This window comes from Bacillus sp. FSL K6-1012, assembly GCF_037964915.1.
GTDB classification, from domain to species: Bacteria; Bacillota; Bacilli; order Bacillales; family Bacillaceae; genus Bacillus; species Bacillus halotolerans.
Window position 1 is genome coordinate 2,142,645 of record NZ_CP150175.1, and the last position, 12,963, is coordinate 2,155,607.

Here is a 12,963-nt window from a genome sequence, read left to right on the forward strand (position 1 = left end):
AGGGATCAAAACACTTTTATACAGCCAATTGCCGATAGCTTATCGGTGATTGGCTGTTTAGTTTCGTTTGAATACGAATGTTGTTATAATAATAAATGTATTCTTTGACAGTGCGTTCTACGATGGCGGTCGTGGTTCGATTAATGCTGTTAAGATAGAACGTTTCAGACTTTAGTGAGGAATGAAACGATTCGATGGAGGCATTATCAGCGGGCGTCCCTTTGCGGGACATGCTCATGGTAATGCCTTTTGTTTTAACAGCTTTCTGATACTCATAAGATGTATACACAGATCCTTGGTCACTATGTAACACGCAGTTCTGAGGCAGTGTTGGCAGCTGATCAAGTGTGTTTAAGACAAAGTCTGTGTCCTGCTTATCTCCAATCGTGAAAGCAATCACTTCTCCATTGTATACATCCAATATACTGGAAAGGTACAATTGTTTCTGTCCATAAGGCAAATATGTGATGTCCGTTACTAGTTTTTCAAGAGGATGATCAGACTGAAAGTTCCGATCTAATATATTATCAACCACGGCATATGGCTGCCCATTCTTCTTGCGTTTTTTCACCTTAACCCGGCACTGCCACTGATTTTTCTGCATGATACGCTGAACCGTTTTATGGTTAATACGCATTTCCTTTTTTAATATAGCTGTAATTTTTCGATATCCATATCGATACTTGTGCTCTCGGCACAACGTGCCGATTTGTTTTTCCAAATGGCACTTGGGATGATCTATCATCAGGTTCTTCTTCCAACGATAATAAGACGCTCGTGAGATACCTAAATGAACACAGATATTCTGTACGGTCATTGTGCCGTGCAATACTTCTACAAGTTCGACTGACGTTTGGCTATCAACTTCCTTTCCAATTCGTTGTACTTTTTTAAAACTTCATTTTGTTGTCTCAGATAACGGTTCTCTGCCTGCAGTTTCTCTAATTCGGAAGAATACTCCGGACCTTTTCCGTAAGTGTATTGCTTACCAACAGGCTGTTCAAATCGATGTGTATCCCCAGCCTTATGCCATCTAGCCCATGTCTGAACCTGCGTCTTATTCTTGATATTCAATTCCTGCATGATCTCTTTCATAGGCACGCCTGCCAATCTCATTTCTACAGCCTTCTGTTTGACTTCAATCGGATAACTCATTCTTGTTCCCATACAAAAAACACCTCTAAGTCTTATTTCGGATAACAACTATCCGTTTTCAAACTTGAAGGTGTTTTTTATTTGTCTCATCTTTATGGGGTCAGTCCCGAAAAACGGGCGTTTTTTATGTTAAGCATAAAAAGGGCAACGGACGTATCGTCCATTGCCCTTTTGTTTTATTACGCTCTAGGAGAGATTCGAACTCCCGACCTGCAGTTTAGGAAACTGCTGCACTATCCGCTGTGCTACTAGAGCTTTTTTGATATCTATATAGTAGCTCCGATTGTCACGATTTTCAAGCGATATGATTTACAGCCCTCCAAATACCTTATAAGCAGCTCTTGTTGTATCTTCATCGATTCCAATATAACGCATTGTAATCGAAGGTGATGAATGATTAAGGATCCTCTGCAGCTCAGCGATATCTTTTGTCCGCTGGTAGAAATGATAGCCAAATGTTTTCCGGAGCGTATGGGTCCCTATTTCCTCAAGTCCGCACGCTTCGGCTGCCTCTCTTAAAATTCTGTATGCCTGAATGCGTGAAATTGGCTTTTTGGTTCGGACAGATTTAAAGAGATATTCATTTTCTTTCATATCTTTCGTATACTCGTATATTTCTGCTTTCAAAGATTCTAAAATGAGAATCTTCCTTTTCTTTTTTGTTTTGCTTTCAGTCGCCCATAAATGGTCTTTATTTCTGACATCTTTCACCTGAAGCGGCAAAATATCAGAAATTCGGAGCGCGCTGTTAATGCCGAAAATAAACAAAAAATAATCACGCTTGTTTTTGCTGCGTAAATACTGTTTTACATCTTGAATTTTCTCTAAACTGCGGATCGGCTGTACAATATGCATCAAAAAACTCCTTAAAAACCGTTATGTAACGTTTTGAGGTCTATGTTACTATTATAGCGGAAAAACGTTGAATGTCAAAGTTCGGAGGCATTTATGTAACATAATATACATAGTGTTACATAAACAGAAAAGAGATCTCTTGAAACGCCCTATCTTCTGAAATGGCATTTACAGGCTCATATAAAGCTTTTCCGCCTCCTGAGACAAATCACTCTGACCCTTCCCGAAAAAGCCCTTATAACGCAATATGACGCTTTTCTTTTCGAGATGCTCACAAAAAATATGCAAAAAAAAGACACAATTTGAAATTGTGTCCTAGTCTTCATCCTTTACATCAATATCTTCTGGGATCGGTTCATTTAATATTTCCTGCACGAGCGCTTTGTAATTTTCCAGCTGTTCGAGATGCGTTTTGAACTGTCCCTTATAAATCAAAAATTGCTCACCGTCATGAACGGCCCTGATTTTACCTTCGAGCACCAAACTTTTAATATAATCCTCTGAAAGATTTGCATATTCTGCTGTTTCTTTAATCGTTAAATACATATAGCATTCCTTTCTGAATCCGTATGCTGTTTCTACTATAGCACATGACTCACCCCCATATAATCAATTTCACACAGAAATAAGGCCGAATGATATAGATAATATACCATTTGTCACTTGTGAAACCGCTGTATTTTTTTTACGCTAAGATTGTAACATAACAGCTTAATAGGAGGGAGAACATGAAAAAAACGTGGAACGTCTGTTTAGCAGCCATGCTTAGTGTTCTGTTAGTCGCTGGAAGTGCTCCATTTCACGCGGAAGCTAAAAAGCCGCCCAAAGGCTATGACGAGTACAAACAAGTAGATGTAGGCAAAGACGGAATGGTTGCGACTGCGCATCCTCTCGCTTCAGAGATCGGAGCTGACGTCCTGAAAAAAGGCGGAAATGCCATTGACGCGGCGGTTGCCATTCAGTTTGCGCTTAATGTCACAGAACCGATGATGTCAGGTATTGGCGGCGGCGGTTTTATGATGGTGTATGACGGAAAAACAAAAGATACGACGATCATTGACAGCCGTGAACGCGCTCCCGCAGGCGCAACTCCGGATATGTTTCTCGATGAAAACGGCAAAGCGATACCTTTCTCCGAACGTGTCACAAAAGGTACTGCCGTTGGTGTTCCGGGTACACTGAAAGGGCTGGAAAAAGCCTTGGATACATGGGGAACCCGTTCGATGAAACAATTAATTTCCCCCTCTATAAAACTCGCTGATAAAGGCTTTCCGATTGATTCAGTGTTAGCAGATGCGATTTCTGATTATCAGGAAAAATTATCACGGACTGCCGCTAAGGATGTATTTCTGCCGAATGGCGAGCCGCTTAAAGAAGGCGATACGCTCATTCAAAAAGATCTGGCCAAAACCTTTAAGCTCATTCGTTCGAAAGGCATAGACGCCTTTTACGAAGGCAGATTTGCCAAAGCCCTTTCTGATACTGTTCAGGATTTTGGGGGATCAATGACCGAAAAAGATTTAGAAAATTATGACATTACAATTGACGAACCAATTTGGGGAGAATATCAAGGCTATCAAATCGCAACGACTCCTCCTCCAAGCTCTGGCGGCGTTTTCTTGCTGCAAATGCTAAACATTCTCGATGATTTTAACCTTTCACAATATGATATCCGCTCATGGGAAAAATACCATCTGCTCGCTGAAACCATGCATTTGTCTTACGCTGACCGTGCGGCTTATGCAGGCGATCCCGAATTTGTAAATGTTCCTCTCAAAGGTTTGCTTCACCCCGACTATATAAAAGAGCGCCAGCAATTAATCAGTTTAGATGAAGTCAACAAAAAACCAAAAGCCGGTGATCCTTGGAAATACGAAGAAGGAACCGCAAACTATAAGCAAGTCGAACAGCCGAATGATAAAGTAGACGGCCAAACGACACACTTTACCGTCGCGGACCGCTGGGGCAATGTTGTTTCCTATACAACAACAATTGAACAGCTGTTTGGCACAGGCATTATGGTTCCTGATTACGGCGTCATTTTAAACAATGAACTAACAGATTTTGATGCGGTTCCAGGCGGAGCCAACGAAGTTCAGCCGAACAAGCGGCCATTAAGCAGCATGACACCGACGATTTTGTTTAAAGATGACAAACCAGTTCTCACCGTCGGATCTCCTGGAGGGGCAACGATTATTTCTTCCGTGCTGCAAACCATCCTCTATAATATAGAATATGGAATGGAATTAAAAGCAGCGGTTGAAGAGCCGAGAATTTACACAAACAGTATGAGCTCCTACAGATACGAAGACGGAGTTCCAGAGAATGTACTCAGCAAATTAAAAGACATGGGCCATAAATTCGGCACAAGTCCAGTGGACATCGGAAACGTGCAAAGCATTTTTATCGACCGTGAAAACGGCACCTTCAAAGGAGTAGCCGATTCAAGCAGAAACGGCGCAGCGATCGGAATTAATTTAAAACATAAATAAAAAAGAAAAACTGTACTCATTTTTGCCGAGTACAGTTTTTTGCTGTGAACGATTAATCTTGCCTATGGTACCCGCAAACTCCTTAACGGTCGGTACGAATACCTTTCAATATAACATCCAGACATGTGCCAGATAACAATTCGAAACACATAAAGGTTTGATCAGCTAATCAATTCATAGACCTTAAAGCTTCTTTGTTTTTTTGAAAACCGTCTCTCCAGCTTACGAAACCAAAAATCTATCCAGCATCCCCTGCTATTGTTGAATCTTCTCTTCTTGATTAGACTGATTGGATAAATTTGGCCTCATTCAATTCTGCAATAAACCGCTGAAATGCACTGGTCATAAAAAAGTCTTTCCTGTAAATAAACACAATCGTCATATCCTGATATGATGCGGGAAGCTGGTGAACGTACACCCTTTGGCGATGGACAGAGCAGGCAATGGCCGACTTTGGCAGCAGCGCCGTTCCCAAACCAGCGGAAACACCTCTGATAACGGCTTCCAATGTGCCAAATTCTATGATTTTTTGCTGTTGAATACCTGCTTCCTCCAATAATCTTTTGACCCTATCGCGATGAGAGCAGCCGGTTCCAAAAAAGAGCATCGGCAGCCTTAGCATGTCCTCTATCGCCCCTTCCTCCGGTGAAATCAACACCAATTCCTCATAGGAAACAGGAATTTGTTTGATATCCATGTATTCAACAGGACCGTACACAAAAGCGCCATCCACCTTATGATCTAGAACTTGCCGAACCAAGCTGTGCGTATCACCTGTGTTCACTGATAAATCAACTTCAGGAAAACGTCTGAGGAATGAAGCTGCATGTTCAGGCAGGTGAGTGACCGCTGTTGTTTCCAATGCTCCAAGCCGCAACGGCCCTTTCGGATGCTGACTTAACTGCGCTGATTTCTCAGCTTCGTCTAATAATGTTAAAACTTGATCTGCGTATTGTAATAGGTTTTCCCCCGCAGCCGTTAACGTCATTCCACGATTTGTCCGGTGAAATAACTTGATATTCAGATCTGTCTCAAGCTTATGGATTCTGGCTGTTACATTAGATTGAACATAATTCAGCTGCCGGGCTGCTTTTGTTATACTTCCTTCACGGGCAACAGCCCGGAATATCTTTAATTCTCCGCTTTCCACACACTGTCACCTTCTTGCTATGATTAAATGTGATACCGGCAATCATTTTTGTTCATTTTACTTGAAGAAAACCGCTGTGTAAAATATGTGAAGATCATAGATTACGAGGAATATAGGAGGCAGACGGCATGAAAGCGGTTATTCATAACGGAAAAAGAGGACTTCGGGGGTTAGCGTATCAGGACATCCCTTCTCAAAATCCCGGATACGGAGAAGTGAAAGTAAAGTTGAAAACGGCCGGATTAAATCATCGGGACCTGTTTCTCATGAAAAATAAAACTGAACAAGATCCTGAGTTTATTCTGGGCTCTGACGGTGCTGGTATTATTGAAGCGGTCGGTGAAGGTGTAGATCATCTGGCTGTTCAAACAGAAGTGGTGATTTTACCGACTTTGAATTGGGAAGTAACAGATGATGTACCTCCTGTTCCGGATATTTTGGGAGGCCCTTCAAACGGAACACTGGCTGAATATGTGATCATTCCTTCACAAAACGCAGTGAAAAAACCTTCTTATCTATCCTGGGAGGAAGCAGGCGTGTTGCCATTATCAGCTCTGACCGCATATCGAGCACTTTTTACAAAGGCCCAATTAAAAAAAGGCGAGCATATTTTGATACCCGGAATTGGAAGCGGCGTTGCAACTTACGCACTATTAATGGCTAAAGCGATTGGAGCAACTGTAAGCGTGACTTCTCGAAGCGAGGAAAAAAGAAAAAGAGCAATACAATTAGGCGCTGACCACGCTTTTGACAGTTACAGCAATTGGTCTGAACATCTTCAAGGACAAAAAGCTGATGTCATTCTCGATAGCATAGGGCCGGCCCTCTTTTCAGAATACTTTGATCATGTTAAACCGAACGGCCGTATTGTCAGCTTTGGTGCAAGTTCGGGTGATAATCTAAGTTTTCCGCTGCGTTCTTTATTCTTTCCGCAAATCAATATATTGGGAACGTCAATGGGAAGCCGTGATGAATTCCGTGAAATGCTGCATTTCATGGAAAAACATAAACTTCGGCCCGTGCTTGACCGGACATATCCTATAGAACAAGCACATGAAGCATATACCAGTATGCTGGAAGGCAGCCAGTTTGGGAACATCGGAATCACAATAGATTAAAAAAGAAACCGGCTGACAAACAGTCCGGTTTCTTTTTTTATATAATCCCCTTTATTTACGGCAGAACTGAACTCCCCATCAAATATCGGTCAACTTCACGCGCCACTTCACGGCCTTCATTAATCGCCCATACGATTAAGCTTTGGCCTCTTCTTGCATCCCCTGCGGCGAAAACACCATCGATATTTGTTTTATAATCCCCATATGCTGCGCTGATTTTGTTGTTATTAGAATCAACACCAAATTGTTTTAAAAGCGGCTGTTCTGTGCCTTCAAAGCCGATAGCGATAAAGACGAGCTGAGCAGGCCATACTTTTTCAGTTCCAGGCAGTTCACGGAACTCGTATTTTCCATGCTCATTTTTCACTTTCTCCATTTGAATCGTATGGAGCTCTTTCAATTTGCCGTTTTTATCGGCAACCAATTTTTTTGTTTGGATCGAATATTCTCTCGGATCTCTTCCGAATTTTGCTTCTGCTTCTTCATATGCATATTCAAGCGTAAAGACGTGCGGCTGTTCAGGCCACATATTATCATTCGTGCGAGCCGGAGGAAGTTTCGGGTGTTTGCCGAATTGGTGCACGCTTTTGGCTTTTTGGCGCAAAGCGGTAGCCACACAGTCAGCTCCTGTGTCTCCGCCTCCGATCACGATAACGTCTTTCCCCTTCGCATCAATGAATCGCTTGTCTTTAAAGTTAGAATCTAAATAGCTTTTTGTAGCAAGCGTCAAGTAATCCATCGCGTAGTGAACACCTTTTGATTCGCGTCCCTCGATTAACAGATCCCGCTGTTTTTGAGCACCTGTGCAAAGGATCACGGAATCAAATTGCTCTTTCAGCTCATCAGCCGTTATATCAACGCCAATTTCCGTATTTGTAACAAAATCGATTCCTTCTTGCGTCAGCAACTTAATGCGGCGTTCGACAATTCCTTTTTCAAGTTTCATGTTTGGAATGCCGTAAGTTAAAAGTCCGCCCGCTCTGTCTGCGCGTTCAAATACAGTGACAGAATGTCCAGCTTGGTTCAACTGGTCAGCACTCGCCAGTCCGGCTGGGCCCGATCCAACGATGGCAACTTTTTTGCCTGTTCGTTTTTTCGGAATTCTAGGCTGAATCCAGCCATTCTCAAACCCTTTATCAATTATGGTCCGTTCAATATTCTTAATCGATACGGCCGGGTCGGAAATCGCTAGTGTACATGACCCTTCACAAGGAGCGGGACAAACCCGCCCTGTGAATTCAGGAAAGTTGTTTGTTTTTAAAAGCCGTTCTAATGCTTCTTTCCATCTGCCTCGGTAGATAAGATCGTTCCATTCAGGAATTAAGTTGTAAATCGGACAGCCGGATGTAAATCCGTTAATGTCAGCACCGATCTGGCAAAACGGTGTACCGCAATCCATACACCGCGCCCCCTGCCGTTTCGACGCTTCTTCTGAAAAAGGAGCAGAATATTCCTTCCAGTCCTTTAAGCGAGTGAGAGGGTCTCGCTCAGCTGGTTTTTCTCGTTTGATTTCCATAAATCCAGTTGGTTTCCCCATGTTCCTCTCCCCTTCCTTACTGTACTACCGTTTGTTTTTGTCCCGCCGGCGCTTTTTTCTGCTTTGGTTTCGTATTGGCTTCAAACGCGTACATGACGGCTTCTTCCTCAGATAAGCCCGCAGCTTTTTGCTCTTCGATGCTCGCAAGCATTTGTTTATAGTTTTTCGGAATCACTTTAATGAATGTTTTCACGCTGTCTTCCCACTGTTCAAGCAGGTCTGCTGCTTTTTGGCTGTTTGTATACGCGGCATGCTTTTCAAGCATTGCTTTAACTTGTTGAATTTCTTTTTCATCCTCTAATGACTCAAACAAAATCATTTCAAGGTTGCATTTGCGTTTAAATGCTTTTACATCTTCGGCCAATACATACGCGATTCCGCCGGACATACCAGCCGCGAAGTTTTTGCCGACATCACCCAGTACGACAACACTTCCGCCTGTCATGTATTCACAGCCGTGATCACCGATGCCTTCAACAACAACATTCACACCGCTGTTCCGAACGGCAAAGCGTTCACCTGCACGGCCGTTAATATATGCTTCTCCGCTCGTCGCGCCATAGAATGCCACGTTGCCGATAATTACATTTTCATGTGATTCGGAGTTGAATCCTTCCGGTGATTTGACAATGATTTTTCCGCCAGACAGACCTTTTCCGACATAGTCATTTGAATCTCCGTCTAAATAAAGCGTCATGCCTTTTGGAACGAACGCTCCAAAGCTTTGGCCGGCTGAACCTGTGAATTGCAGCTTAATCGTATCTTCCGGAAGTCCTTCTTCTCCGTAACGTTTCGAAATTTCACTACCTGTTACAGTGCCTGCTACACGGTTTGTGTTATTGATTTCGACTGAAATATCAGCTTCTTTTCCCGATTCAATGGCATCTTTTACAGCAGGTAGAATTGTTGTGATATCGAGCGATTGATCAATTTTATGGTTTTGCGGCGTTTGGAATGTCCGTATCCCTTCCGGCTGATAAAGAAGTGTGGACAAATCAAGCTGACTCGCTTTCCAATGCGCCTTTGCCCGCTCACTCACGTTAAGTGCGTCAGTGCGGCCGATCATTTCATCGAACGTTTTAAAACCTAATGCAGCCATGTATTCACGGACTTCTTCAGCAATAAACAACATGTAGTTCACAATATGATCAGGATCTCCCATGAACTTTTTGCGAAGTTCAGGATTTTGAGTCGCTACCCCGACAGGACATGTATCCAAATGGCAGGCGCGCATCATAACACAGCCGAGAACAACTAACGGAGCAGTTGCGAAACCGAATTCTTCGGCGCCGAGCAATGCGGCCATGACGACGTCGCGGCCTGTCATAAGCTTTCCGTCTGTTTCTAATACAACACGATCACGGAGTCCGTTCAGCATTAAGGTTTGGTGCGCTTCTGCAAGGCCAAGCTCCCACGGAAGCCCTGTATGTTTAATGCTTGTTTTAGGTGAAGCACCTGTACCTCCGTCGTAACCGCTGATAACGATGACATCTGCAGTTGCTTTAGCAACACCCGCAGCGATCGTTCCGACACCAGCTTTTGAGACCAGCTTCACGCTGATTCTTGCATCACGGTTCGCATTTTTTAAATCGTGAATCAGCTGGGCTAAATCCTCGATTGAATAAATGTCATGGTGAGGAGGCGGTGAAATCAATCCGACCCCAGGTGTTGATCCGCGGACATCGGCAACCCAAGGATACACTTTATTGCCTGGCAGCTGTCCGCCTTCTCCCGGTTTTGCGCCTTGCGCCATTTTAATCTGCAGCTCATCGGCGTTGACTAAGTAATGGCTTTTCACACCGAATCGTCCTGAAGCAATTTGTTTGATCGCGCTTCTTCTGTCATCGCCGTTTTCATCAGGCACAAAGCGTTTTGGATCTTCTCCGCCTTCACCGCTGTTGCTTTTTCCGCCCAAGCGGTTCATCGCAATCGCTAATGCTTCGTGGGCTTCCTTGCTTAATGATCCAAATGACATCGCACCTGTTTTAAACCGTTTGACAATCGATTCAGCAGATTCTACTTCCTCCACTTTTAGAGGCTTGCGGTTTTCGTCAAATGAGAACAAGTTTCTCAGGAATCCGATTCGTTCTTCATCTGCCGCTTTCGTATATTGTTTAAACAGATTGTAATCATTTCTGCGGCACGCCCATTGCAAGGTATGAATCGTTTTCGGGTTAAATGCGTGATGCTCTCCGCCGTTTCTCCATTGGAAGTCACTTCCCGGTTCAAGCGTTTTGCTGTAGTCATCTTTATACGCTTCCTGGTGGCGGCGCTGCGCCTCTTCGGCAATGGTATTTAAGTCAATGCCGCCGAGCTGTGATGCTGTTCCCGTAAAATAACGGTCAATCACGTCACGGCTGATTCCTACCGCTTCAAAGATTTGGGCGCCCCTGTAGCTCTGTACAGTAGAAATCCCCATCTTCGACATCACTTTTACGACACCTTCGGTAATGCTTTTTCCATACTTGCTGACCGCTTCTTCATAGCTGATATCCAAGCGGCCTTCATCAATTTCCTGCTTGTAGGTCGCATATGCCAGATAAGGATTGACAGCGTCGGCTCCATAGCCGATTAGAGCTGCGAAGTGATGAACTTCACGTGCTTCTCCCGATTCAACGATAATGCTGACTTTCGTGCGCAATCCTTTTCGGATTAAATGCTGGTGCAGTGCGCTGACTGCTAACAGCGGCGGAATTGGCGTTAACTGCTCATTCATTGCTCTATCGGACAAAATCAAAAGACTGACGCCTTGGCTGATTGCTTTCTCAGCTTGGGTGAACATGTCTTTTAACCCGCGTTCAAGATCTTCTGAAAACAGCACATTCATTTTTTGGCTTCTTAAATCAGGATGGACGATGGTTTTCAGCGCATAAAACTGCTCATTGGATAACACGGGTGTATACAGCTTGATTCGGCGGACGTTTCGTTCATTCGGATGAAGGAGATCGCCTTCTGCTCCGAGCCAAGTCATTGTTGAAGTCACGAGCTGCTCGCGAATCGCGTCAATCGGCGGGTTGGTCACCTGTGCAAACAATTGCTTAAAGTAGTTAAACAGCGATTGCGGGCGATCAGACAAAACAGCAAGCGGCGAATCGTTCCCCATTGAGCCGAGAGGATCTTTTCCTTCTTTAATAACAGGAATTAAATATTTTTGAATATCCTCATATGTGTATCCAAACGCTTTCTGACGCGTAAGAAGATCCGTGAACTGCTCTTCCTCTCTTGTTTCCGGATCAGGATTCACTTGCACAAGCTCTTCCTCAAGCCATTTTTGGTACGGATATTCAGTTGCGATTTGTGTTTTTACTTCTTCATCAGAAATAATGCGACCTTCTTCCAGGTCAATTAAAAGCATTTTTCCTGGTTCAAGGCGGTTTTTATATAAAACGTTTTCCTGTTCAACCTCAATAACGCCGACCTCAGATGAGAAAATAATATAATCATCTTTTGTCACATAATAACGGGCCGGACGTAAACCATTTCGGTCGAGTATTGCGCCGATTTGTTTTCCGTCAGTAAATGAAATGGCAGTCGGACCGTCCCAAGGCTCCATTAATGAGCTGTGATACTCATAAAACGCTCTTTTTTCTTTAGACATGTGCGTATTTTCTGTCCATGGCTCAGGAATCAGCATCATCGCCGTATGTGCCGGCTTGCGTCCCGCCATAACGAAAAACTCAAATGCGTTATCTAAAATGGAAGAGTCACTGCCGTCAGCATTCAGAATTGGAAGAATTTTATTGAGATCCTCACCAAAACTTTCAGACACAAATTGCTGTTCGCGTGCTCTCATCCAGTTGATATTTCCTCGAAGGGTGTTAATCTCACCATTGTGAACCAAATAACGGTTTGGGTGTGCTCTTTCCCATGTAGGGAAGGTATTCGTGCTGAAGCGTGAATGAACTAGTGCAAAAGCGGATACGAATGCCTCATCTTGCAGATCGGAATAAAACGCATCAACCTGTTCAGGTGTTAAAAGGCCTTTATAAACAATAGTTTGGCTTGAAAGACTGGCAAAATAAAAATCTAGACCTTCCGTTACTCCCCAGTTTTCAGCCTGTTTACGAATGACATACAATTTTCGCTCAAAGGACAAATCATCCTTCAGGTCAGAACTTGCGCCAATGAATACTTGACGGACAAACGGACAGCTTTTTTGTGCTACTGTTCCGATTTTTCCGACATTTATAGGTACAGTTCTCCATCCAAGCACAACTTGGCCTTCCTGTTCAATCAGTGCATTGATTTGCTTTTCGATTTTTTTTCTTTCATCTTCCTTCTGCGAGAAAAAGACCATTCCTACCCCGTAACGTCCTTTTTCCGGCAGATTGATGTCTTTGCACTCTTTCTTAAAGAAAGCATCAGGGATTTGAACCAGTAAGCCGGCGCCGTCTCCCGTATCCGGATCACTGCCTTGACCTCCTCTGTGGTCGAGCTGGCAAAGCATCTGCAGCCCCTGTTTGACGATGTCATGTGTCGCCTTGCCTTTTAAGTGCGCATATAGGCCGATTCCGCATGCATCATGTTCAAATTCAGGACGGTAGAGACCTTGAGCTTTTGGCATTTGATTGTAAGTCATAATTCCTCTCCCCCGATCAGTTTCCGATAATACCGGTCATAAAATCTAACAACTCTAATATTATTGTAGGTTTTCAA

At 43.6% G+C, this 12,963-nt stretch carries 8 protein-coding genes and 1 tRNA gene; 2 read left to right on the forward strand and 7 right to left on the reverse strand.

What is annotated here, in order from left to right:
• Positions 1-16: 16 nt before the first annotated feature.
• From NSS75_RS10825 to NSS75_RS10840, 4 genes are all read right to left on the reverse strand, one after another.
• Positions 17-1,167 (reverse strand): IS3 family transposase gene (locus NSS75_RS10825; protein WP_339233059.1). Its coding sequence is split into 2 segments (ribosomal slippage): positions 17-894 and positions 894-1,167, totalling 1,152 coding nucleotides; the frame shifts between segments, so codons are not numbered across the junction.
• A gap of 170 nt (positions 1,168-1,337) precedes the next feature.
• Positions 1,338-1,410, reverse strand: a tRNA-Arg gene (locus tag NSS75_RS10830).
• Between the two features lie 54 nt (positions 1,411-1,464).
• Positions 1,465-2,010 (reverse strand): site-specific integrase, encoded by a 546-nt coding sequence (locus tag NSS75_RS10835; protein ID WP_024121628.1) that lies wholly within the window; start codon positions 2,008-2,010, stop codon positions 1,465-1,467.
• A 315-nt stretch (positions 2,011-2,325) separates the two neighbouring features.
• Positions 2,326-2,556, reverse strand: a complete 231-nt coding sequence (locus NSS75_RS10840; RefSeq protein WP_024121629.1) for an excisionase family DNA-binding protein — start codon at positions 2,554-2,556, stop codon at positions 2,326-2,328.
• 182 nt (positions 2,557-2,738) lie between these two features.
• Here NSS75_RS10840 and ggt point away from each other — a divergent pair, with 182 nt between their 5' ends.
• Positions 2,739-4,502 (forward strand): gamma-glutamyltransferase, encoded by a 1,764-nt coding sequence (ggt, locus tag NSS75_RS10845; protein WP_095713037.1) that lies wholly within the window; start codon positions 2,739-2,741, stop codon positions 4,500-4,502.
• A gap of 280 nt (positions 4,503-4,782) precedes the next feature.
• Here the strand turns inward: ggt and NSS75_RS10850 are convergent, their stop codons facing one another.
• Positions 4,783-5,652, reverse strand: coding sequence for a LysR family transcriptional regulator (locus NSS75_RS10850; RefSeq protein ID WP_151175069.1), 870 nt, complete (start codon positions 5,650-5,652; stop codon positions 4,783-4,785).
• Positions 5,653-5,780: 128 nt separating this feature from the next.
• Between NSS75_RS10850 and NSS75_RS10855 the strand changes: the two genes are divergently transcribed.
• The gene (locus tag NSS75_RS10855; RefSeq protein WP_198098454.1) at positions 5,781-6,770 is read left to right on the forward strand and encodes a zinc-binding dehydrogenase; all 990 of its coding nucleotides are present in this window, start codon (positions 5,781-5,783) and stop codon (positions 6,768-6,770) included.
• Between the two features lie 55 nt (positions 6,771-6,825).
• On the opposite strand, the gene gltD is transcribed toward NSS75_RS10855, so the two are convergent.
• Together gltD and gltB are read right to left on the reverse strand one after the other, a co-directional pair.
• Complete coding sequence (gene gltD / locus NSS75_RS10860) at positions 6,826-8,307, reverse strand: glutamate synthase small subunit (protein ID WP_213418680.1); 1,482 nt, start codon at positions 8,305-8,307, stop codon at positions 6,826-6,828.
• A 16-nt stretch (positions 8,308-8,323) separates the two neighbouring features.
• Positions 8,324-12,886, reverse strand: a complete 4,563-nt coding sequence (gene gltB / locus NSS75_RS10865) for a glutamate synthase large subunit (protein WP_213418681.1) — start codon at positions 12,884-12,886, stop codon at positions 8,324-8,326.
• Positions 12,887-12,963 lie beyond the last annotated feature (77 nt).

Excerpts from the sequence above, each read along its gene's own strand:
- gltD (WP_213418680.1), bottom strand. The coding sequence starts at position 8,307 with ATGGGGAAACCAACTGGATTTATGGAAATCAAACGAGAAAAACCAGCT.
- NSS75_RS10835 (WP_024121628.1), bottom strand. The coding sequence starts at position 2,010 with ATGCATATTGTACAGCCGATCCGCAGTTTAGAGAAAATTCAAGATGTA.
- ggt (WP_095713037.1), top strand. The coding sequence starts at position 2,739 with ATGAAAAAAACGTGGAACGTCTGTTTAGCAGCCATGCTTAGTGTTCTG.
- NSS75_RS10855 (WP_198098454.1), top strand. The coding sequence starts at position 5,781 with ATGAAAGCGGTTATTCATAACGGAAAAAGAGGACTTCGGGGGTTAGCG.
- gltB (WP_213418681.1), bottom strand. The coding sequence starts at position 12,886 with ATGACTTACAATCAAATGCCAAAAGCTCAAGGTCTCTACCGTCCTGAA.
- NSS75_RS10840 (WP_024121629.1), bottom strand. The coding sequence starts at position 2,556 with ATGTATTTAACGATTAAAGAAACAGCAGAATATGCAAATCTTTCAGAG.